The 22,553-nt window shown below is 63.1% G+C and carries 22 protein-coding genes; 7 read left to right on the forward strand and 15 right to left on the reverse strand.

The window, feature by feature from the left end; genetic code table 11:
• Positions 1-67: 67 nt before the first annotated feature.
• Entirely contained in the window at positions 68-568 is a 501-nt protein-coding gene (locus AYM40_RS17730) for a CinA family protein (RefSeq protein ID WP_063497355.1), read from the forward strand.
• Positions 569-611: 43 nt separating this feature from the next.
• Positions 612-1,133, forward strand: coding sequence for a cupin domain-containing protein (locus AYM40_RS17735; protein ID WP_063498090.1), 522 nt, complete (start codon positions 612-614; stop codon positions 1,131-1,133).
• Between the two features lie 98 nt (positions 1,134-1,231).
• On the opposite strand, the gene pyrF is transcribed toward AYM40_RS17735, so the two are convergent.
• The 15 genes from pyrF to mpl all read right to left on the reverse strand — a co-directional run bounded on the left by pyrF (position 1,232) and on the right by mpl (position 18,438).
• Positions 1,232-2,047 carry an orotidine-5'-phosphate decarboxylase gene (pyrF, locus tag AYM40_RS17740; RefSeq protein WP_063497356.1) on the reverse strand — a complete coding sequence of 272 codons (816 nt, stop codon included), beginning with the start codon at positions 2,045-2,047 and terminating at the stop codon, positions 1,232-1,234.
• 135 nt (positions 2,048-2,182) lie between these two features.
• Complete coding sequence (locus AYM40_RS17745; RefSeq protein WP_063497357.1) at positions 2,183-3,157, reverse strand: aldose 1-epimerase; 975 nt, start codon at positions 3,155-3,157, stop codon at positions 2,183-2,185.
• The gene (locus tag AYM40_RS17750) at positions 3,154-3,954 is read right to left on the reverse strand and encodes an SDR family NAD(P)-dependent oxidoreductase (RefSeq protein WP_063497358.1); all 801 of its coding nucleotides are present in this window, start codon (positions 3,952-3,954) and stop codon (positions 3,154-3,156) included. The genes AYM40_RS17745 and AYM40_RS17750 overlap by 4 nt, the downstream gene beginning before the upstream one ends.
• Positions 3,955-4,006: 52 nt before the next feature.
• Complete coding sequence (gene araH / locus AYM40_RS17755; RefSeq protein WP_063497359.1) at positions 4,007-5,023, reverse strand: L-arabinose ABC transporter permease AraH; 1,017 nt, start codon at positions 5,021-5,023, stop codon at positions 4,007-4,009.
• A gap of 54 nt (positions 5,024-5,077) precedes the next feature.
• Positions 5,078-6,619, reverse strand: a complete 1,542-nt coding sequence (gene araG / locus AYM40_RS17760; RefSeq protein WP_063497360.1) for an L-arabinose ABC transporter ATP-binding protein AraG — start codon at positions 6,617-6,619, stop codon at positions 5,078-5,080.
• A gap of 178 nt (positions 6,620-6,797) precedes the next feature.
• Positions 6,798-7,793, reverse strand: coding sequence for an arabinose ABC transporter substrate-binding protein (locus AYM40_RS17765; RefSeq protein ID WP_063497361.1), 996 nt, complete (start codon positions 7,791-7,793; stop codon positions 6,798-6,800).
• Positions 7,794-8,027: 234 nt separating this feature from the next.
• Positions 8,028-8,978 carry an SDR family oxidoreductase gene (locus AYM40_RS17770; RefSeq protein WP_082855123.1) on the reverse strand — a complete coding sequence of 317 codons (951 nt, stop codon included), beginning with the start codon at positions 8,976-8,978 and terminating at the stop codon, positions 8,028-8,030.
• Positions 8,975-9,655 (reverse strand): 2-dehydro-3-deoxy-6-phosphogalactonate aldolase, encoded by a 681-nt coding sequence (locus AYM40_RS17775; protein WP_063497362.1) that lies wholly within the window; start codon positions 9,653-9,655, stop codon positions 8,975-8,977. The genes AYM40_RS17770 and AYM40_RS17775 overlap by 4 nt, the downstream gene beginning before the upstream one ends.
• Positions 9,656-9,691: 36 nt before the next feature.
• Positions 9,692-10,753, reverse strand: coding sequence for a 2-dehydro-3-deoxygalactonokinase (locus AYM40_RS17780; protein WP_063497363.1), 1,062 nt, complete (start codon positions 10,751-10,753; stop codon positions 9,692-9,694).
• Positions 10,750-11,745 carry an IclR family transcriptional regulator gene (locus tag AYM40_RS17785; protein ID WP_063497364.1) on the reverse strand — a complete coding sequence of 332 codons (996 nt, stop codon included), beginning with the start codon at positions 11,743-11,745 and terminating at the stop codon, positions 10,750-10,752. The genes AYM40_RS17780 and AYM40_RS17785 overlap by 4 nt, the downstream gene beginning before the upstream one ends.
• Before the next feature lie 754 nt (positions 11,746-12,499).
• Entirely contained in the window at positions 12,500-13,222 is a 723-nt protein-coding gene (gene mtgA, locus AYM40_RS17790) for a monofunctional biosynthetic peptidoglycan transglycosylase (RefSeq protein ID WP_063497365.1), read from the reverse strand.
• A gap of 72 nt (positions 13,223-13,294) precedes the next feature.
• Complete coding sequence (aroE, locus tag AYM40_RS17795; protein ID WP_063497366.1) at positions 13,295-14,158, reverse strand: shikimate dehydrogenase; 864 nt, start codon at positions 14,156-14,158, stop codon at positions 13,295-13,297.
• Complete coding sequence (locus AYM40_RS17800; protein ID WP_063497367.1) at positions 14,155-16,263, reverse strand: ribonuclease catalytic domain-containing protein; 2,109 nt, start codon at positions 16,261-16,263, stop codon at positions 14,155-14,157. The genes aroE and AYM40_RS17800 overlap by 4 nt, the downstream gene beginning before the upstream one ends.
• Positions 16,264-16,444: 181 nt before the next feature.
• Positions 16,445-17,047, reverse strand: a complete 603-nt coding sequence (locus AYM40_RS17805) for a YqiA/YcfP family alpha/beta fold hydrolase (RefSeq protein ID WP_063497368.1) — start codon at positions 17,045-17,047, stop codon at positions 16,445-16,447.
• Complete coding sequence (gene mpl, locus AYM40_RS17810; protein ID WP_063497369.1) at positions 17,044-18,438, reverse strand: UDP-N-acetylmuramate:L-alanyl-gamma-D-glutamyl-meso-diaminopimelate ligase; 1,395 nt, start codon at positions 18,436-18,438, stop codon at positions 17,044-17,046. Before mpl ends, AYM40_RS17805 begins: the two co-directional genes overlap by 4 nt.
• A gap of 212 nt (positions 18,439-18,650) precedes the next feature.
• Between mpl and AYM40_RS17815 the strand changes: the two genes are divergently transcribed.
• The 5 genes from AYM40_RS17815 (at position 18,651) to accC (ending at position 22,551) form a co-directional block, all read left to right on the forward strand.
• Positions 18,651-19,304 carry a hypothetical protein gene (locus AYM40_RS17815; protein WP_063497370.1) on the forward strand — a complete coding sequence of 218 codons (654 nt, stop codon included), beginning with the start codon at positions 18,651-18,653 and terminating at the stop codon, positions 19,302-19,304.
• Between the two features lie 11 nt (positions 19,305-19,315).
• Positions 19,316-19,864: a TlpA family protein disulfide reductase gene (locus tag AYM40_RS17820; protein WP_063497371.1), complete on the forward strand. Its 549-nt coding sequence runs from the start codon at positions 19,316-19,318 to the stop codon at positions 19,862-19,864.
• A 194-nt stretch (positions 19,865-20,058) separates the two neighbouring features.
• Positions 20,059-20,514 (forward strand): type II 3-dehydroquinate dehydratase, encoded by a 456-nt coding sequence (gene aroQ, locus AYM40_RS17825; protein ID WP_063497372.1) that lies wholly within the window; start codon positions 20,059-20,061, stop codon positions 20,512-20,514.
• Between the two features lie 69 nt (positions 20,515-20,583).
• Entirely contained in the window at positions 20,584-21,054 is a 471-nt protein-coding gene (gene accB, locus AYM40_RS17830; RefSeq protein ID WP_063497373.1) for an acetyl-CoA carboxylase biotin carboxyl carrier protein, read from the forward strand.
• A 129-nt stretch (positions 21,055-21,183) separates the two neighbouring features.
• A complete protein-coding gene (gene accC, locus AYM40_RS17835) occupies positions 21,184-22,551 on the forward strand; it encodes an acetyl-CoA carboxylase biotin carboxylase subunit (protein WP_063497374.1) in 1,368 nt (455 codons plus the stop codon).
• Positions 22,552-22,553: the final 2 nt, after the last annotated feature.

A 22,553-nucleotide genomic window follows, 5' to 3' on the forward strand; every position in this document is an offset into this window, starting at 1 on the left:
GTGCGGGCCAACCGCTGCCAGCAGCCGGCCGCCTCCGCAGCAGTTCCTCGTTTTCCGGATTGACGTCATGCCTACCGATTCCGTGGTTCACCAGCTCGCAATTCGCGTGAGCAACCGTCTGCGCGACGAGCGCCTGATGCTCGTCACCGCCGAATCCTGCACAGGCGGCATGGTAGCGACCGCGATCACCGATATTTCCGGCAGCAGCGGCTGGTTCGAACGCGGCTTCGTCACGTATTCGAATCAGGCGAAGTCCGAAATGATCGGCGTGCCGGCCGACCTGATCGACAAGCACGGTGCCGTTAGCGAGCAAGTGGCGCGCGCGATGGCCGAGGGCGCACTGCGCAACAGTCGCGCGCAGGTGTCACTGTCGATTACCGGCATCGCCGGCCCGGGCGGGGGCACTGAAACCAAGCCGGTCGGCATGGTGTCGTTCGGCTGGAGCAATCGGTTGCATACGTCGGTAGAAACCAAGGTCTTCAAGGGCGACCGCGAGAAGATCCGTGTGCAGGCCGCCGCACACGCGTTGCGCGGCATGCTGGCCCTGCTCGACGAGCGCGAACATTAACGTTCGGTTAACCTGCGGTTCAAAACCTGAGGTGCCGCCCATGATGCCCGACACGTCTACGCCACACTCAGCCAAAGACGAGCTGATCCGTCGCCTCGATCTGAAGCCGCATCCGGAAGGCGGATTTTTCAGCGAGACGTATCGGTCGGCGGGGGCCGTCCGCCGCGATGACGGTTCAACGCAGACGCGCTCGGCGTCCACTGCGATTTACTACCTGCTCTGCGACGGCGCGCATTCGGCGTGGCATCGGATCAAGTCCGACGAAGTCTGGCATTTCTATGCCGGCGAGCCGTTGAACGTCCACGTGCTCGACGAAGCGGGTTCGCTGACTACGCACAAGTTGGGCAATGCGCTGACGCATTCGGACGCCGTGTTTCAGGCGGTGGTGCCCGCAGGTCTGTGGTTTGCCGCGGAATGCGCGGACCCGGCTGCGTTCGCGCTGGTGGGCTGCACGGTGGCGCCGGGGTTTGAATTCAGCGAATTCGAGCTGGCGGATATGCATGCGCTGAAGGCGCAACATCCACAGCATGCGGCGTTGATTGAGCGGCTGGGACCGTTTGCCTGACCGGCCTCGACAGAGGCAAAGATTCAGGCAACGTTTGACCAGCCGGAACAAAAGCAGGAACCGATTCACAGGCCGTCGTTCAAAACGGCCCCCCTCCATCACCGGAATGCATTGATCCGGTCACGCGTTTCCATCGCGGCTTTCGCTGCGGCTTCAGCGAAATCATCGTCCTTGCCGGCGTAAATAATCGCCCGCGACGAGTTGATCAGCATGCCCGTGCCGTTCGCCGTACGGCCAGAGTTGACCGTCGCCTGAACATCGCCGCCTTGCGCGCCGATACCCGGAATCAGCAGCGGCATGTCGCCGACGATGCCACGCACCGCTTCGATCTCTTTCGGGAAGGTCGCGCCGACCACGAGACCCAATTGGCCGCTCGCGTTCCACTTGTCCGCCGCCAGTTGTGCAACGACCTGATACAGCGGACGCCCGCCCGTCTCCAGAAACTGCAGATCCGAGCCGCCCGCGTTCGAAGTCCGGCACAACACAATCACGCCCTTGCCCGCGTGCGCCAGGTACGGCTCGATCGAGTCGAAACCCATATACGGATTCACCGTCACCGCATCGGCCTGATAGCGCTCGAACGCCTCGCGCGCGTACTGCTCGGCGGTGCTGCCGATGTCGCCGCGCTTCGCGTCCAGAATCACCGGCAAGCCCGGATGGTTCGCATGGATATGCGCGATCAGCTGCTCGAGTTGGTCTTCCGCGCGATGAGCGGCGAAGTACGCGATCTGCGGCTTGAACGACGACGCGTACGGCGCGGTCGCATCGACGATGGTGCGGCAGAAGTCGAAAATCGCTTCGGGACGGCCCGCGAGCGCGCCCGGGAATTTGCTGGGCTCGGGATCGAGGCCGACGCACAGCAGCGAGTTCGTGCGCTGCCAGGCGTCGTTGAGTGTCTGGATGAAATTGGACATGGTGAGCTCGCGGCGAGCCGATAACGGAAGAGGCGCGTATTTTACCCGTCCTGTGCCGCAGCCCGCGGCCAGGCGTCATACCGGCTTGGGCCGGGGCGTGACGGGTGCGCCGTGCCGCTCCGCCCGGCTCGCCGGCTACTGCCGCCGCGACCCACGCGCACCCGGCATCGAGCGCAAACCGGTACGCTCGACGCTGAAGCGGAACATGCGCGTGAGGCACTCGCCGCGTTTCAGCATCGTCATGCCGTTCTCGCACGCGCCGCCCGCCAGATTCATCGCGTTGATCGGATGATCGACCGGCTCGAAGCAGAAGAAGTCTTCGCCCGGCGGCGTATACAGCACGTAGTAGTCGGTGTCGGCGGCGATATTCAGCGACAGGCGCCGCTTCGGCCACACCACCGCCGCTTGCCCGCTCCAGCCCGTGAATGCGTGATTGACGATGGCTTCCGGCAGCGGATACGCCACGCCGAATTGCCACGCGGGCGGTGCCGGCACGTGACGCACCGGCAGCCAGTCGCCGCCTGAGAGCCACAGGCCGCCGGCCGCCGCCGACAGTTCGGTGTCCGCGTCACGCACGAAAAAGGGATGCACGCCAAGCCCGAAAGGCAACGCCTCACGACCGGCATTTTCGATTTCCAGCGTGATGACGAGCGTGGGACCGTCCAGCGCATAGGTTTGCGTCGCGCGGAACGCATAGGGTTTGCCGTCATGGCGATCGAGCGTCAGACGGACATTCTCACGGTCCGCCTCCGCGACCTGCCAGGCAGAGAGCCAACCGTCGCCATGAATCGGCAAGGGTTCGTCGGCGCGATTTTGCGGCACCTCGACACGCCGCCCCGCCACGTTGAAATGACCGCCGCCGATGCGGTTCGAATACGGCAGCAACGGATAGCAGGCCAGCTGGTTCGGCTGAGTATCGGCCGCGACGTGGCGGCAGCGCCGGAAAATCGGCGTGAGCGCGCCGTCGTTGCGCCAATCGAAACGGGTGACGCCACCGCCGAGCGTCGGCGCGACGTCGAGGCGCAAATGCGCGTTGGCAAGCGTGATGCACGCGAGCTCGCCGCCGCTTGTCTCGCCGAGCGCAACCGCCGACGTACTGGGGGTATTCACGCCCAGCCTCCGTCGACAACGATGTCCTGCGCGGTGATCATCCTGCTGTCGTCGGCGGCGAGGAACAGCGCCATGCGGGCAAGATCGGCAGGTAGCAGTTCAGCGTCGATGCACTGGCCTTCCTTGATCGAGCGGCGGCCCGCGTCGTCGAGCCACAAACGCTTCTGTTTTTCGGTCATCACCCAACCCGGCACCAGCGTGTTGACGCGAATGTTGAAGTGACCGAGGTCGCGCGCGAGGCCACGCGTCAAACCCTGCACTGCCGATTTCGACATCACGTACACCGGATAGCCGCCGTTCTTCAGCATCCAGCTGATCGAGCCGAGGTTGATGATCGAGCCGCTGTTGGCCGCTTTCATGTCTTCCATCACCGCTTGCGCCGCGAAGAACTGATGACGGATATTCACCGCGATGCCTGCGTCGAAAAACTCGCGCGTCACTTCACCAATCGTGTGGCGCTTGTCGTTCGCCGCGTTGTTCACCAGCACCTCAATCGGGCCGAGCGCAGCCTTCACGTCGGCGATCGCTTTCTGCAGCGCGTCGATGTCGGTCAGATCGCACGGCAAAAACAGCGGCTTGTGTTTCGAATCGCCGAGTTCGTCGGCAAGCGCTTCACCCGCGGTCGCATCGATATCGAAGAACGCGACGCGCGCACCCTGCGCCGCGAAATGCTCGACGAACGATGCGCCGATACCGGTCGCGCCGCCCGTAATGAGCACGGTTCGGTCGACAAGACTCGGATAGCGGGCAAACGCGTTGTCCGCGAGACGGTCGTTTGCATTGGCCGGAGACGACATCGTTCGATTCCTTCTAGAGCAAAGTGAATAAGTCGCGGATCGAGCCGCGGGATTAGTCCCGCGATCCGCGGTTCTTCAACTGATCGAGCAGCACAGCGGCGAGCAGAATCGCGCCACGCACGAGGTACTGATAGAACGCGTCGATGTTCATCAGGTTCATCACGTTCTCGACCGTACCCATGATCAGCACGCCGATCACGACACCGGAGATCGTCGCGCGGCCGCCGAGCAGCGACACGCCGCCCAACACGCAAGCCGAAATCACGTTCAGCTCGAAGCCTTCCGCCGCATTCGGCTGACCCGAAGTAATCCGCGAAGCCAGAATCACACCGGCCAGCGCAGTGACGGCGCCCTGAATCAGGAAGATATAAACGCGCGTGCGTTCGACATTGATACCGGCAAGACGCGAAGCTTCCGGATTACCGCCGATTGCCAGCGTATTGCGGCCGTACACGGTCTGATTGAGCATCACGCCGAACACGACGAAGCACAGCAGCGTGACCCAGATCGGCAGCGACACGCCGAAGAAGCTCAAGCCGCCCAGCGCGATAAACGTATCCGACGACACGCCCACGGCCTGCCCGTGCGACACGATAAAGCCGAGACCGCGAACGATTTCCATCGTCGCGAGCGTCGTGATCAGCGCGTTGATGCGCAGATACGCGATCACCGCGCCGTTGACGAATCCGATTACGGCGCCTGCCGCCACCGCGGCGACGATCGCGATGAACGTGTTACCGGTCGCGTTCAACACCATCGCGCACAGCACCCCCGCGAACGCGACCGTCGAACCCACCGACAAATCGAAATCGCGCGAGGCCAGACAGAACATCATCGTGCACGCGACCATGCCGATCTGCGAGATCGACAGCGCGAGACCGAGCATGTTCTCGATCGAGAAGAAGTGATCGACCGTCAGCGACATCGTGATGAACATCACGATGAAGATCAGAATCAGGCTGTACTCGGTGATCTGCTGCCACCATTTCGCCTTGTCGTTCGACTGCGGGATCAGCGCTTCGGCCGCGCCTTTGGCGGCTTGTTGCGCGAGGTTTTCTCTGGCTTGCATTTTGAAGACTCCTCCCGTTCCCCACGGGTTGCCGGACTTTCGTCCAGATAATGTTCAGGCCGCTTGCCCGGTGGCTGCGGTTCCGGCTCCCGGCAGTGCGGTCGAGCTTTGCGGCAACGCGAGGCTCAACACCGTTTGTTCCGTTGCTTCCTTGCGTGACAGTTCGCCGGAAATCCTGCCCTGACGCATCACGACGATCCGGTCGGACACGCCGAGCACTTCCGGCAATTCAGACGAAATCATCACGATCGCGCAGCCGCGTTCGGCAAGCTGATAAATCACGTTATAGATCTCGTGCTTCGCGCCGACGTCGATCCCGCGCGTCGGTTCGTCGAGAATCACCACCTTCAGGTCAGGCTCGGCCAGCCAGCGCGACAGAATCGCCTTCTGCTGGTTGCCGCCCGACAGAAAGCGAATCTTCTGCCGGCGGCTCGGCGTCTTGATCTTCAGCAGCTTGATAAAGCGGTCGGCGGTTTCCGCTTCCTTCTTGCGGTCGAGGAACATCCCCGCGCGCAGATAGTGACGGCGGCAACTGATATTGATGTTCTCCGACACGGTCGCCATTGCGACGATGCCTTCTTCCTTGCGGTCTTCCGGGCACAGCACGATGCCGTGCCTGATCGCCTCACCCGCACTGCGCACCTTGATCGGCTTGCCATCGAGCACGATTTCGCCGCCCTTCTTGTGATCGGCGCCGTACACGAGGTGCATCAGTTCGCTACGTCCTGCGCCCACCAGACCGAAGAAGCCGACGATCTCGCCACGGCGCACTTCGAAGCTGGCCGGCTGAGCGAGCGCATGGCCTTCGATCGCTTTCGCCGCGAAGCGCACGTCGCCCAACGGACGCGCTGAATAGTTGTAGATATCGGCGATTTCACGTCCAACCATCTCGCTCACGATGGTGTCGCGCGACACGCCTCCGAGCGTCGGATGCGAGGCGATCTTGCGGCCGTCGCGGAAGATCGTGCAGGCGTCGCACAACTCGTAAATCTCGTCCATGCGGTGCGAGATATAGATCATCGCGCGGTTGTCGGCACGCAGATCGCGCACCAGCTTGAACAGCACTTCGGTCTCGCGATGCGACAGCGAGCTGGTCGGTTCATCCAGTGCGATCACGCGCGCGTTGCGCAGCAACGCCTTGCAGATTTCGACCATCTGCCGTTGCGCGATCGAGAGTTTGCGCAGCTTCGCGTTGGGATCGAGCGCCACGCCCATCGCTTCGAGGCGTTCACGCACGAAGCGCTTGGCTTCGCGCTTGTTGACCCAGCCGAGTGAATTCGGCAACTGGCCGAGCAGCAGGTTTTCCGCGACCGTCAGATCGGGCACGTATTGCAGTTCCTGGTGAATCACCGCGATCCCCGCCGCGATCGACGCCGCCGCGCTCGCAAAGCGCACCTCGTTGCCGTCGATCATCACGCGGCCGGAGTCGGGCTGATATTCACCGCCGAGAATCTTCAGCAGGGTCGATTTCCCTGCGCCGTTTTCGCCCATCAGGCCATGCACCTGGCCGACGTTGACGTCGAAGGACACACCGTCGAGCGCGCGCACGCCTGGAAAGACTTTGCCGATATTGTCAAAACGTAGCGTCGCTGACACTTCGCCTCCCGTGTCGACGGGAGTTAGCGCTTTAGCGCTTACTCCCGTCCCATACAAAGTTGTCGACCGGAGTTAGCGCTTTAGCGCGCTACTCCGATATTGCTGCTGCCGGTGCGTCCACTCCATGGACAATGACGCACCGGCCGTTCATTTCACTGCACCGCGGCAAAACAGCGGCTTATTTCGATGCGAGGCCCATCTTCTCGCGCACTTCACCCACGTTGTCGCGCGTGGCCAGCATGCCGGTCGTCAGCGTGAGCATCGGCGGTTCCTTGCCTTGCGTGATCCAGTCGTACATCAGCGTCGAGGTTTCTTCGCCGTGACGCTTCGGGCTGATGATGACCGTGCCGTAGAAGCCGGTCGGCGACGGCTTCTTGAACTCGTTCAATGCCGAGTCCGAACCACCGATGCCAATACCGATCATGTTGTCCGCCTTGAAGCCGCGGCCTTCCGCTGCGCGCACCGCACCGAGCACGGCTTCGTCGTTCAGACCGTAAGCGACCCAGTGCTTGAAATTCGGGTTCTTGGTGAGCGCAATGTTGGCGGCATTGAAGGCGTTTTCCGTGTCCGTCTTCGCTTGCGGCGCGGCGACGATGTTCGCCTTCGGGAAACCGGCGGCGACGAGCGCGTCGGTTGCACCGGTGGTGCGGTCAACCGCGGTGGGCAACTGGTTGTAGGTCACGTCGATCGCGCCGACGTCCTTCATGTCCCAGCCGCGCTTCTTGATTTCCGCAGCCAGGCCGTCGCCCACTTGCTTGCCGATGTTATAGGCCGAGATGCCCATATGCGGCACCGATGCGATCGGCTTGCCCGCGCCGTCGACGAGGCGGTCGTCGACCGTCATCATCTTCAGGCCGTCGGCCTTGGCTTTGGCGACGATGCCCGGTCCGAGCTTGACGTCAGGGGTGCAGATCACAAACCCTTGCGCTTTCTGAGCCGACAGGTTGTCGATGGCGCTCATCACCTTCTCGCCCGAGGGCGCGCCGATCTTGACCAGCGTGAAGCCCTTCTCCTTGGCGGCGATTTCCGCGAACTTCCATTCGTCCTGGAACCATGGCTCTTCCGGCTGCTTCACGAGAAAGCCGATCTTGACCGGATCCGCGGCTTGCGCCACCGGTGCGTTGAAGAGCACACCCGCCGCTGCTGCCAGCGTGAGGAAAATTCTTCGATTCATGATGCGTGTCTCCTGACTAATTGATACGAGAAGGTGTCGGCCGCGTCTTCTTGTACCGGTTGTGACACACGCGGCCAGCGCGTCGTCCGGCGAAACCTGGCTACCAGTTATTACTCGTTCTTGCTGCCGGTCCTGCTTCCTGTTGCGTGCTGCTCAACCGTAGCTGGACGCCGCAGCTAATTCCTTGCCGTAGCGCCTTGCGTTACGGACCCGATCCGCTGGCCGACATTACGTTCAGTCGTGATACAGCGCCGAGCGGCCGCCATCCACGGTGATGCAGGTGGCGTTGATGAACGGTGCTTCATCCGAGGCGAGAAACACCGCCGTCATCGCCACTTCTTCCGGGCGGCCGATGCGCTTCATCGGTTGCAGATCGAGCGTCGCCTGTTTCGCTGCGGCCGGATCGGCTTGTTCGTTCCACCAGTCGTGCGTCAATTGCGTTTCGATGTATCCTGGCGCGATCGCGTTGACCCGCACGTTGCGCGGCGCGTATTCGATGCCGAGCGCACGCGTCAATCCGAGCACGCCGTGCTTCGCCACCGGGTATGGAAAACATCCCGGGATGATCTTGAATGCATGCGTCGACGCGATATTCACAATGCTGCCCGCCCCGCGTTCGATCATGCCCGGCAACACCGCGCGACACCCGTTCCATACGCCGTCGAGATCGACCGCGAAGCAACGGCGCCAGTCGTCGTCGGTCATCGTCAGCGGGTCGCAGAACACGTTGATGCCGGCGTTGTTGACCAGCACATCGAGCGCGCCAAACGCGTGTTCCGCCTCGCTCACCGCGTGCTGAACCGAAGCTGACTGCGTCACATCGGTTTGCACCGCGAGCACTTTTGCTCCGCTGGATCCGTGCGGTGCACGCGCGTCATCTGCACCTGCACCTGCACCTGCACCTGCACTGGCACTGGCACTGGCACTGGCACCTGCACCTGCACCTGCACCTGCACCGGCACCGGCACCTGCACCTGCACCGGCATCTGCAGATGCATCTGCATCTTCATCTGCACTGGCACCGAGCGCGGCCCGAATTTCGCGCGCGGTGCGCTCGGCCGTTTCGATATCCAGCTCCGCGAGTACGACCGCCGCGCCCTCGCGCGCAAAGGCGAACGCGATCGCCGCACCGATGCCGCGCCCGGCACCGGTGATCAACGCGACTTTGCCGGCGAGCCGTTTCATTTCTTCGCGCCTGCTCGGGCGATGCGCAACCCGTTGATGAACGCCTTCGCATGCGAGGCCGTCGCCGCCACGCTCTGCCCCGGCTTGTACAGCGCCGAGCCGAGGCCGAAACCGTTCGCGCCGGCACTCAGAAACGGTCCCATGTTGTCCGGCGTGATCCCACCGACCGGCACCAGCGGCACTTCCGCCGCGATCACCGCGCGCCACGCCTTCACAACCTGGCAGCCGAGTTGTTCCGCAGGGAACATCTTCAGCACATCCGCGCCGTTTTTCAGCGCGATGAAGGCTTCGTTCGGCGTCGCCACGCCCGGTGCGCAGGCCATGCCTTGCACTTTCGCGGCGCCGACGACCTCCGGGTCGCTATGCGGCATCACGATCAATTCGCCACCCGCCGACTTCACGTCGTCGACAAAGCTCGCATGCAGCACCGTGCCCGCACCGACGATCGCATCGGCCGGCAACACCTTGCGGATCGCCGCGATGCTGTCGAACGGCTGCGGCGAATTCAACGGCACTTCGACGATGCGAAAACCGGCCTCGTACAGCGCCAGACCGTGCTCGGCGGCATCCGCGGGTGTCACACCGCGCATGATCGCGATCAGTGGACAGACCTCGAACGCCGCGATCAGACCCGCGTGCGGCATGTACGGGGCGGCCAGATTGATGTGAGGTTGCATGTCGGTTCCTTGTTTCGTGAGCGGCGGCGCTTCGCGTTAGCCGGCGTGCACCGCTTGGGGCGCGGGATTGACAAGCCCCGCCTGGGTGGCGACGCGCCACAGGCCGCGCTCGGTGGCGTGCTTCACCAGCTCCGCGTGAGTGCAGCCAAATTGCGCAAGCGCCACGCGATAGCGCTCGCACAGCGCTTCATTGCCGATCAGGCGCAAGTGCTGCCCGGCGAGCGAGTTTTGCTGTTGCGTGAGCAAGGCTTCGAGACCGCCCAGTTCGTGCCCGATCAGCAAGCCCGACAGATAGTCCGGCTGCTGTTCGCGCGAAAGTTGTCCGGTGAGCCCAAGCGTGCGAGCGCTGAATACCGTGGCCAGCATTCCCGCCTGACCTTTGTCGCGGGCGATCTTCACGCCGCGCAGGAATGCATCGGTGTCCGGACGATCCGGCGTGACCATCGTGCGGCCGAGGATGGTGTGCTCGCGCAATGCCGCGAACACTTCACCGGTCATGAAAGTATGGAAACGTTCGATGCGGCCCGCCTGCACGACGGCCCATTTCGCGTGGGTACCCGGCAAACCGATCAGCGCACGCTTGCCGCCCTCCACGGCGCCGGTCTCCTGACCGAGTGCACCGAAGATCTGTGTTTCTTCGCCGCGCATCACATTCGGCAGGTCGCCGCGCTGCAGGACGCCTGGCACGATGTGCAGCGTCGCGCCGCAGGCAGCTTTGACGCGCACGATGCCGGCCACCAGCGCATTGGCATTCGCCGGTGCCTCGACATACGGTGCGTCGACCCAGCCTTGCGCGCTGCCGACCATGCCGGCCGCGATCACCGGCACAGCGGGCGCCTGTTTCAGCCAGGCGCCGCACGCGTCGTCGAAAGCGGCGTCGAAGCCGCCTTGCTCGACGTCGCTACTCGGCAAATTCATGATGCCGGCCGTCGACGCCCGCGTCGCCAGCACTTCGCCGGCCGCGTCGTACAGATATGCGCGCAGCGACGTCGTACCCCAGTCGAGCGCAATGAGCGCTGCGTGCTGGATGCCGGCGTCGGCGGCCGCGGCAGGGTTCACTGGATTGACCGCTCGCGTGCGAGAACCCGCTTGCTTCATCGCTTGATCCTGCGGGTTGCCGGTTGCGGGGCACGCCAGCCGAGTTCTTCCGAGATCGCACGTGCTTCGCGCTGCACGACCGGAATCAGTTCATCCATGCGTTCGAGCGGCATATACGGAATCGTGCTCGCCACCGACAGCGCCGCCACCACTGCGCCTGACGCATCGCGCACCGGCGCCGCGACGCAACGGATCGACGCTTCGTTTTCTTCGAGGTCGAAGGTGTAGCCGCCGGCGGCGTAGTTGGTCATGCGCTGCATGAAGGTCTGCGCGTTGGGGCGGTTATCCGGCTTGAAACTGACGCTGGCGAGCGCGCGCCGCGATGCCTCGAAAAGCGATTGCCACGCGTCCGGCACGAGGTCGAGCATCATGGCTTTGCCGATACCCGTCGACGCCAGCGGCATCCGGTGACCGACGCGCGAGCGCATTTCGAGGCCACGGGTGCCGGGGATCTTGTCGATGTACAGCACGTCATCGCCGTCGCGCACGCCGAGGTGGATCGTATCGAGTGTCTGTTCAGCGAGCGATTCGAGATGCGGGCGCGCGACGGCGGTGAGCGGCATCTGCTCGAGCGCGATGGTGCCGAGTTCGATCAGCTTCGGGCCGAGCAGATAGCCGCCTTGCACTTGCCGCAAATAGCGCGCCTGCACGAGGCTGCTCACTAGCCGGTGCGTGGTGCTACGGGTCGTGCCGAGCGCGGCGCCGAAGGTGCGCAGATCGCGCACGCCGGCGGCGGCGGCTTCCAGAATTGCCAGGCCGCGCAGGAGCGTTTGCGTGCCGGCTTGTTGCGGCGTGATGTCTAGCAGCGTGCTTGGCAGCGCGATTTCGTCGGTCACGGGCAGTTGCGCGCTGGCGCGCGGGGTTTTGGCGGCGTTCGCGCTATTGACGGCGTTCGCGGCCGGTTGCGGCGCTGCGCGGGTCGCGTGATCGGCTGACGGCGCCAGATCGGTTTCGGACGCGCCGGCGGCGTGAGTAGGCATCGCTTTGTTCATGGCGATTGGCTTTTCGGTGGTTTTTTGCGCTTACAGCGCGGGGCCGGAGAGGAGGCTTCCTTTGCTTGCGGCGCAGGGCGTGTTGCCGGTGGCGCGGGCATGCGGGTGCTGCCTTTGAGGCTTGGGCATGGTTTGGCTTGTCTCCGGTTTTTTACTTGCTTTCGCTGGTCGCGGGCAGTTTTTCTGGCTCACGGTGCGTGTTGGATTCGATTGTAGGGCGGCTTTTGGGAAAGCTCCAATATGTGAATGCTTGATTCATATAATGGGATTTGGCCCTGCCAAGGGCTGGGTTTGATTGCCCATGGGGTGGTTTTTGTTTGTTTGCCTATGGCCGCTGGTCTTTGCCTTGTTTATGCAAGTGCGGAAACGTAGTGATCGGTTTTGTGAAGTACTCTTCGGCGCGCGCAGCGCCGCCGGAAGTATGACGCCCTTGTCACTGACGCTTGAGGGTGCGCGAACACCGATTCCAGATGCACCACGACCCTTTGCAAACCACGGCGCCCGCTTAGCATTAGCGGTTTGAGCCGCTTTCTTTGCTTACTTTCTTTGCGGCGGCAAAGAAAGTAAGTGCCTGCCCCGCACAGGGGCGAACGCTAATAAACCACTAACAAATCAAGGAAAGGCACAAAAGCCAGATCAAGGAAAGGCACCAAAGCCAGATCAAGGAAGAGCCAATACCGCAGGCAAACAGACAAACAAGCGCCGAGCAGGCAACCAACCCAGGCAAACCCCAACGCCGTAGGCAAAAAGAACCTTATTCGGGCAATTCCGCCGCCCCCATCCGCCGTGCAATCACGCGCGACCGTTGAGCCAGATACCCCGATCCCCTGTGCTCATCAAAATACTTGGGCTGCGGCAGCATCACAGCCAGCCGGGCCGACTGCCCCGCAGTCAATTTAGCCGCAGAAGTCTTGTAGTAATAATGCGCGGCCGCCTCAGCGCCATAAACCCCATTCCCCCACTCAACGGAGTTGAGATAAATCTCAAAGATCCGCTGCTTATCCATCAAAGTCTCGAGCATCCACGTAATGATCAATTCCTGACCCTTCCGGATATAACTCTTCTCCCGCGATAAAAACAGATTCCGCGCCAACTGCTGGGTAATCGTCGAACCGCCGCGAACAATCTTGCCCTTGGCCTTATTCCGCTCCCACGCCTGCAAAATGGCATCCGTCTCGTAGCCATTGTTATTGACGAAGTTCGCGTCTTCGGAAGCGATAATCGCGCGCTTCAGATTGTGTGAAATCTGCTCATACGGCACCCACGTATGCTGCACCGAAAGATCAGGCCGATCCTGCGCCAACCGCCACGCATCCGACCGCATAAATGCCGTCGACTGAGGATTCACGTAATTCCACACCGCGATCTGCGCGAAGTAAAACGCCTGCGTCGCAAGCCACGCAATCGCCACCACAGCGCCCAGATAGAACACCCATCGCCCCGGACCTGGCCGGCTCGCGCGCCGCGTTGCTGTCATCGTGCCTGGAGTCCTCAAGTCGGTGAGTCGGTGAGTCGGTGAATCGGTGAGTTCCGGAAAGCAGAAAGCAGTCTAGGCGTGCGACGGCGCCGTCAACAACGCTCGCAACTCCGCCAGCACCGGCGCGCCGTCGGGCCGCACGCCTCGCCACACGTAAAACGATTCGGCCGCCTGCTCGACCAACATGCCGAGACCATCGGCGCCGCGCGCACCCAGCTTCTGTGCGTGTTCCATGAACACCGTCGGATGCGCGCCGTACATCATGTCGTAAGCGAGTGTGCCGCTGCCGAACGCGCGGTCGTCGCACTCGGGCAACGAAGCATCCAGACTGCCCGCCGTCGCATTGACGATCACGTCGTACGTGCCTGCTTCGATCGCTCGCGCGCTGCCGCCGGTCAGACGGCAAGCGGCGTCGCGCGCGGCTTGCGCGAACTGGTCGACGAGCGCCTCGGCCTTCGCCGCCGTTCGGTTGACGATGGTCAGCGTATGTGGCGCGCGGTCCAGCATCGGCAGCACGACGCCGCGCGCGGCACCGCCAGCACCGAGCAGCAAAATCCGCGCCCCCTTCAACGAAACGCCGAGATTCACTTCGATATCGCGCACCAGACCAAAGCCGTCCGTGTTGTCGCCGTAGACACCGCTCGCGTCGAACCGCAGTGTGTTTACCGCGCCCGCAGCCGCCGCGCGCGGCGACAGCACGTCGGCAAAAGCGTGCGCGTCAAGCTTGAACGGTACGGTGACGTTCATGCCGCGTCCGCCCGCTTCGATAAAAGCCCGCACGTGCGGCACAAAGGCATCGACCGGTGCCAACAGGTGGCCGTACGCGATCGGCTCGCCGGTCTGCGCAGCAAAGCGGCCATGAATGAACGGCGATTTGCTATGGCCGACCGGATTGCCGATGACCGCGTAGCGGTCGCGTGATTCGTTGGCGCTCATCGTCCTGGCTCCGCGACATGCTGCTGATCGGGTGCCGCGTCGCCGGCGCCATTTTCTGCGTCGCCCGGTTCAGCCGCGCCGCCGTCGAGATCGGCTTCCGCCTGGGCCTCGGCTTCGCCTTCGGCGCTTTCATCCGCCACGTCGATGATTTCCTCTTCGCCCTCGTCGGCTTCTTCAGGCTCGCCGCCGCTCGCCACGGCCGGTGCGTCGAGCACGTGCAACAGGCGCACGGACGCTTCGACGGTCAGTTCGTCGATCGACATCACTTCCATTTGCAAGCGGGTGCCACGTGCGTGCACGCCGAGACCCGGCACGTGCAACAGCAGCGGAATCTCTTCGAGACGCACGAGATCGCCCTTCACCACCGACGCCACCACCTGCTTCCTGTTCTCCTGCTTCAGCCAGCGCAGACACCAGAAGTACTCCATGCGGCGCTGGTGATCGGCATACGCGGTGTAGGTGTCGTCGAAACCTTGCACGACGGCGAACAGATCGGCGTCCTTCGGCTTGAACGGCGCAGCCAGTTTCGCGGTCACGCCATGCTGGACGCAAGCGAGCAACTGCCACTGATTCACCAGGTCGACATAGCGGCGCAGCGGCGATGTGCTCCACGCGTATTGCGTGACGCCCAAGCCTTCATGCGGCGCGGCGTTGGTCTGCATGCGGGTGCGCTTCGGGCCGGTCGGCGCGCCGAACGCGCGTTGCGAACGATAGATGCCCGGCACGCCATGGTCGTGCAGGAACGCGCCCCATGACGAGTTGGCGAGAATCGCGAGCTCCGCGACGATCGTGTCGAGCGGCGACCCGCGCCGACGCGGCGTGATCGTGATGTGCTCGCCCTCGACATAGAAATTGAAATCGGTGTTGCGCTGCACTTCGCGCCGCAGGCCGTAACCGGCGCGCGCGGTCTGACGCTTTTCAAACAGCGCCTGCGCGAACGGCCACAGCACGGCGATGTCTTCCTTGTGCGGATAGTCGCCCGTGCCGGCGGCAAGCGCCTCTTCGGTGACCAGTTCGTCCAACGTGTTGTGGCGCAAATTGTTCTTCACGAACACGCGCTCGGCGCGCGTTTCGCTCGCCACGATTTCCTGCGTTTCGCGATTGATGATCACGTACAGCGACAATGCCGGCCGCAAGCCGCCTTCAGCCAGCGTAAACGCTTCGACGACGCTATCGGGCAGCATCGTGATCTTGTCGCCCGGCATATAGACGGTCGACAACCGCGTGCGCGCGATCGCATCGACATCGTCGCCACGCGCAATGCCGAGTGCCGGCGCGGCGATGTGCACGCCGATCCGCACGCGGCCATCGGCCAGATGCTCGACGGAGAACGCATCGTCGATCTCAGTGGTGGTGATGTCGTCGATCGAGAACGCCTCGACATCGGCTTCCGGCAGATCTTCCGGCAACGCGCCGACCGTCACCGGTGGAAAACCAGTGCCGTGCGGGAAAAACTCGGAAAGGAATTTCGCTTCGTGCAACGCGCGGGCCGACGGAATACCGCCGCATTCGAGCATCAGCCGCGCCTGCGAAATGCCGCGCGCCGCTGCCGCGCCTTCGAGCGCCTTGTATTCGATCGTGTTCTTGTCCGGCTTGGTCAGCAAAGCCAGTGCCTTGCTGCCGCTGAAGCCTTCCGGCAGACGGCCTGCCTTCAGCTCATCTTCGTAACCGGCCTGCACCAGCGCCTGCTGACGCTTGCGCTCCAGCCCGGCGAGCGCCATCTTGAGTTGCTCCTGCGGCGCGCGCTGGTACATGCCGCGGCCCTTGCGGCGGAAGTACACCGGCGCGCCGTGCATGCGCAGCACCAGCGCCGCCCGCTCGATGGCGCCGAATGTTTCGCCGAAGTACTCGGCGCCCAGCGTGGCAAACGGGAACTCGTCATCCGGCGCGCATTCCCACAGGAAGTCCAGATCGATGTCCTGCGCGGCGGCGTCGGCCTGCTGCATCAACTCGCCGGCGGTCGGCTTTTCGAATTCGATCAGTACATCTTTCGCGCGCACCTTGGCGCGCCGGCCGCCCGGCAACTCGACCTGAAAAGCATCGCCCTGGCGCGACAGCACGCTGCCCGCCTTGAAACTGCCCGATTCCTCGAAGAAAACGTTCACTCAATACTCTCGTTCTGACTTGCATCCGCCGGCGCGCCCGATTGGGTTCAGCTATCGGTCACTGCGTGCGCGGCACGGCAACGTGTTCGTGGTGGTGGATCCGCAGCGCGATACGCGCGCGCCAGCGGCATGAATCTGGTGATCCGCAACAGTCTCGCCGCTGGATCGTCGGTCGGGGTCTTCAGGCCGCTTCGCGCGGCGCCGGCGGCTCGACGTCTTCGGCATCGCAAAAAGCCAGCACTTCGTCGACGTATTGTGCGAATTCGCTGATCGCGTGGTCACTCCCTTCGATCAGCGTAGTGCGCGCGCCCGGATAGTGCGCAAGCATTTCGCGGTAATCGAGCACTTCGTCGCCGGTGGCGGCCATCAAATAATAGCGTTCAGGCCGCGTAATCGACGCGACGCCGAGCGCGCGGAGCTCGTCCAGATGATGGGGCTCGACCGTAATGCTGCCGCCGCCATGCCATAACGGCTGTTCGCCGAGATAGGCGCTCAGATCGCGCTGCGGCACGACCGCCGGGTTCAGCAGCACCGCCGGCCAGCCGTGCTTCTCGGCAAGATACGTGGCGAAGTAGCCGCCGAGCGAACTGCCGATCACCGTCACGTTGTCCGGTTGCGCGGCCGCCACCAGCGATTCGGCGAGCGCCACGGTCTCAAACGGCGAGACCGGCAGCATCGGGCAGCACCATTCGTCGCTGCGGCCGAGTTCGGCAAGGCGTGCCGCCAGCACGCGCGCCTTGAACGAATTGGGCGACGAGCGGAAACCGTGCAGATAAAGGATCACAAATCGCCTCGTGCGGAAAGTGCGTCGAGCAGCTTCTGATGCACGCCGCCGAAGCCGCCGTTGCTCATCACCAGAACCTGGTCGCCGGGGCGCGCTGCGTGAACCACAGCCTTGACCAGTGCCTCGATATTGTCGAAAGCCTGCGCTTTGCCGCCGAGCGGCGCGAGCGCTTCGCCTAGATCCCAGCCGAGTGCGTCGCGGCCGGCCGGCGCGCCGTAGCCGAACACCAGGTCGGCGTCGGCCAGACTGGTCGGCAATTGCGCTTTCATCACGCCGAGCTTCATGGTGTTCGAGCGCGGCTCCAGCACGGCCAGGATTCGCGTGTTGTCGTGGCCGACGCGTGCGCGCAGTCCGCCCACCGTGGTCTCGATCGCCGTGGGGTGATGGGCGAAATCGTCGTAGACGGTCACGCCGTCAACGCTGCCGCGCACTTCCATGCGGCGCTTCACATTCCGGAAGCTCGCCAGCGATTTCGCGGCCTGCGCCGGCGGCACGCCGACATGGCGCGCGGCGGCGATCGCGGCCAGCGCGTTCATGCGGTTGTGCTCGCCCTGCACCTGCCAGTCGACCACCCCGACGCGCTCACTGTTGTGATACACGGCGAAACGCTCGTCGACCGGCACGCCATCTTCCGCCGGCAAGGTTTCCCAGCCGCCTTGCACGCCGAAGCGCTCGACTTCGCTCCAGCAACCGCGCGTCAGCACGCGCTCCAGCGCGTCTTCACGACCGTTCGTGACGATGCGGCCGATGCCCGGCACCGTGCGGATCAGGTGATGGAACTGCGTTTCGATCGCCGCCAGATCAGGGAAAATATCGGCGTGATCGAACTCGAGATTGTTCAGGACCGCGGTTTTCGGCCGGTAGTGCACGAATTTGGAACGCTTGTCGAAGAAGGCCGTGTCGTACTCGTCGGCTTCGATCACAAAGAAGCTGGAATCGGTCAGCCGCGCCGAGACGCCGAAATTCAGCGGCACACCGCCGATCAGGAAGCCCGGATTGAGACCCGCGTCTTCGAGCAGCCAGGTCAGCATCGAACTGGTGGTGGTCTTGCCGTGCGTGCCGGCCACCGCCAGCACCCACTTGCCGTTCAGCACATGCTCGCCGAGCCACTGCGGACCGGAGACGTAGGGCAGGCCGCGATCGAGGATCGCTTCCATCAGCGGGTTGCCGCGCGAGACCACATTGCCGATCACGAACAGATCGGCGTTGAGGCCGTTCAACTGCTCGGCGCCATAACCTTCGATCAGACGGATGCCTTGCGCCTCGAGCTGCGTGCTCATCGGCGGATAGACGCCGGCGTCGCAGCCCGTCACGGTGTGGCCCGCGCCGCGCGCAAGGACCGCGAGTCCGCCCATGAACGTGCCGCAGATACCGAGGATGTGGATGTGCATAAGCCTGTCGTGCCGCGCGGGCGTATTTTGCGAGGGATGGGAGCGCAGAGGAGCGGTCGAAACGACCGTCTGCAAAGGACGCTATTGTAACCGACGCCTCCGAATCGCCCTATGAACGGGGCCGCCAGAATGGCCGCCCGCCTCGCCCACGCAAAGCACCGGGCGCGCGCCGCCCGGAAAGGACTGTCATCAATCTCTAGTATGATTGAGAGATGGTTCGCAAATCACATTTCGATCCGCAGCGCGTGCGCGAGGAAATCGCCATCGCGGCTGCCCGGATGATCGCTGAAGACGGTCTGGACTACGCAACGGCCAAGCGTAAAGCGGCACGGCAGGTAGTCGGCGAGAGTCGTGTTGCCGGCGAATGGCTGCCGGATAACGACCAGATCGAAGAAGAAATCCGTGAATATCAATCGCTTTTCCAGGGTGACAGCCAGCCGGCGCTGTTACGGCGCCTACGCCGCATTGCGATCGACTGGATGGAGCGGCTCGCGCCGTTCAACCCGTATCTGACCGGCGCGGTGCTCGGCGGCACAGCCGGCGAACATTCGGATATTCACCTTCAGGTGTTCTGCGACAACCCGAAAGAAGTCGCGATCTACTTTCTGAACGCCAACATCCAGTATGACGTTTCGGAAACGCGGCATTTTGCCGGTCGCGGCTACGTCGAGACGCTGAGCTTCCTCTGGCGTCCCACAAACGAAGGGCGCGATGCGGAGCCGGCCGGCATCCACGTCGCCTTGTACGAGACCGACGACTTGCGCGGCGCGGTACGGGCCGATGCGCGCGGCCGCACTGCCCGGGCGAATCAGCAGGCGGTTCAGGCGCTGCTCGACAGTAGCGACGTCACCCCTTCAACCAATTAGACAGACCTGGAATGAATACGAAACGGATTCTGGCCGGCGCGCTTGTCGCGATCGCCGCTGCGGGCGGCGGGGTGCTGACCAATCATTGGCTAAATGGCGGCCCGGAACTCGCCCACGCGTCGCAACCCGGTTTCACGCAAAACCCGGTTGAGCAACTTTGGGCCGCGCCCGTCACGAACGTCGACGGCAAGCCGCAATCGCTCAGTTTGCTTAAAGGTCATCCGGTCGTCGTCAACTTCTGGGCGTCGTGGTGCGGACCGTGCGTCGAAGAGATGCCGGCTCTTTCGCAGCTTCAGCGCGAATATGCGAAGAAAGGGATCCAGTTCGTGGGACTTGGCGTTGATTCGGATAAAAACGTTCAGGCGTTCCTGCAGAAGGTGAAAGTAGCCTACCCGGTCTATGTAACCGGGTTCGGCGGCGCCGACCTCGCTCGCGCGTTCGGCAATACCGCCGGTGGCCTGCCCTTTACCGTAGTAATCGACGCAAAGGGCAACATTCGCTCGACAAAATTAGGGCAAATCGACCCGCAAGCGCTGAAACAGACGCTCGACGCGCTCTAAATTTCACATTCTCTTGACGATCAGATAGGGGCAAAAGGCGCGAAATTGCGCGCAATTTGCTCGAATTTGAGAGAAGATGGGCGTCCGGAGAAGCGGCAAAAGGTCGCCAGGATCGTTTCCAACGCGCAGGAAACTAGACAAGTTTCTCTAATCAGCGCTAAAGTGCGCCCAATTCCACGGAAAAAGAAGCGACCATGACGCGACTGCTGGTACTGCACGGCCCCAACCTCAACCTTCTCGGCACCCGGGAACCTGAGGTCTACGGCCGGGTGACGTTACCGCAGATCGATCAGGCACTGGCGGATCGCGCAGCGGACGCAGGCGTTGAACTCGCGTCGTTCCAGAGCAATCATGAAGGCGCTCTCGTCGATCGTATCCAATCCGCGCGAACTGAAAAAACCGATTTCATACTGATTAATCCCGCCGCGTACACGCACACCAGCGTGGCCATTCGGGACGCACTGGCGGGGGTCGGCATCCCGTTCGTCGAGATTCATCTGTCGAACGTACATCGCCGCGAACCGTTCCGGCATCACTCGTATTTCTCCGACCAGGCAGAGGGCGTGATTTGCGGCCTCGGCTGGAAGGGATATCTGTACGCGCTCGAATTCGCGCTCGACCGGCTGTCCGCTGGCTCGTCGCGCGGCTGATTCCAAAACACGTCTAATTTGCGCCGGCTGCGTACGCGCCGGCACCTTACGCATTGAAAGGGGCTTCTAATGGATCTACGTAAACTGAAAACTCTGATCGACCTCGTCTCGGAGTCCGGTATTTCCGAACTCGAAGTGACCGAAGGCGAAGGCAAGGTCCGCATCGTCAAGAATGCGCCGCCGGTTTACGTACAACCGTCCGCTTCGTATGCCCCGCAATATGCCCAGCCGGCCCCGTTGCCGGGCGGCGAAGCACCGGCCGCTGCTGTGGGCGCCCCGGCTACGCCGGCCGCCGTCGCGCCGCAAGGCCACGTGGTGACCTCGCCGATGGTCGGCACCTTCTACCGCGCGCCTTCGCCGGGCGCCGAGCCGTTCGTCCAGGTGGGCGACACGGTCAAGGAAGGCCAGACGATCTGCATCATCGAAGCGATGAAACTGCTCAACGAAATCGAGTCGGACAAGTCCGGCGTGGTGAAGGAAATCCTCGTCGAAAACGGTCAGGCGGTCGAGTACGGCCAACCGTTGTTCGTGGTCGGCTAACGCGGCACGCTTTGCGCTTTTTTTGCGCCTGCCGCCCGCGCGCCTGCCCTCCCGAGGCGCGCGACCGATCCTCTGGGGCAGCCTGTATTGTGACCAACCAGGCGCCTATTGATGAGTCGAAAATCCGCTATGTTTGAAAAAATCCTCATTGCCAATCGTGGCGAGATCGCGCTTCGTATCCAGCGCGCCTGCCGCGAACTGGGCGTCAAGACGGTCGTCGTCTATTCGGAAGCCGACAAGGAAGCCAAGTACGTGAAGCTCGCGGACGAGGCGGTCTGTATCGGCCCGGCGCCTTCGAATCTGAGCTACCTGAACATGCCGGCGCTGATCAGCGCGGCAGAAGTGACGGACGCCGAAGCGATCCACCCCGGCTACGGCTTCCTGTCGGAAAACGCCGACTTCGCCGAGCGCGTCGAGCAGTCCGGCTTCACCTTTATCGGCCCGCGCCCGGAAACGATCCGGATGATGGGCGACAAGGTGACGGCCAAGCAAACCATGATCAAAACCGGCGTGCCTTGCGTGCCGGGTTCTGAAGGCGCATTGCCGGAAGATCCGAAAGAGATCGTGAAGATTGCCCGCCAGGTCGGCTATCCGGTGATCATCAAAGCCTCCGGCGGCGGCGGTGGTCGCGGCATGCGCGTGGTCCACACCGAAGCGGCGCTGGTCAACGCGGTCAACATGACGCGCGAAGAAGCCGGCCGTGCCTTCGGCAACCCGCAGGTCTACATGGAGAAATACCTGGAGAACCCGCGGCACGTCGAAATCCAGATCCTGGCGGATTCGTTCAAGAACGCGATCTGGCTGGGCGAGCGCGATTGCTCGATGCAGCGCCGTCACCAGAAAGTGATCGAAGAAGCGCCGGCGCCAGGCATCGCGCGGCGCCTGATCGAACGCATCGGCGATCGTTGCGCGGACGCCTGCAAGAAGATGGGCTACCTCGGCGCGGGCACGTTCGAATTCCTGTACGAAAACGGCGAGTTCTACTTCATCGAAATGAACACGCGCGTGCAGGTCGAGCATCCGGTGACCGAGCTGATCACCGGCGTCGACATCGTGCAGGAACAGATCCGCATCGCAGCGGGCGAGAAGCTCGCCTTCCGTCAGCGCGACATCGTGTTCAAGGGTCATGCGATCGAATGCCGGATCAATGCAGAAGATCCGTTCAAATTCACGCCGTCGCCGGGACGTTTGACGTCGTGGCATATGCCGGGCGGCCCCGGCATCCGCGTCGATTCGCACGCCTACAATGGCTATTTCGTGCCGCCGAACTATGATTCGATGATCGGCAAGCTGATCGCTTACGGCGCAACGCGCGAGCAAGCGATCAAGCGGATGCGCATCGCGTTGTCGGAAATGGTGGTCGAAGGCATTCAGACCAACATCCCGCTGCACCGCGAGCTGATGCTGGACGCGAAGTTCGTCGAAGGCGGCACCAGCATTCATTACCTCGAAAACCGGTTGGCCGCGAAGCAGCAGGCCGCGCCGGAAGAAGCGTAAGT

This window comes from Paraburkholderia phytofirmans OLGA172 (assembly GCF_001634365.1).
Classification (GTDB): Bacteria; Pseudomonadota; Gammaproteobacteria; order Burkholderiales; family Burkholderiaceae; genus Paraburkholderia.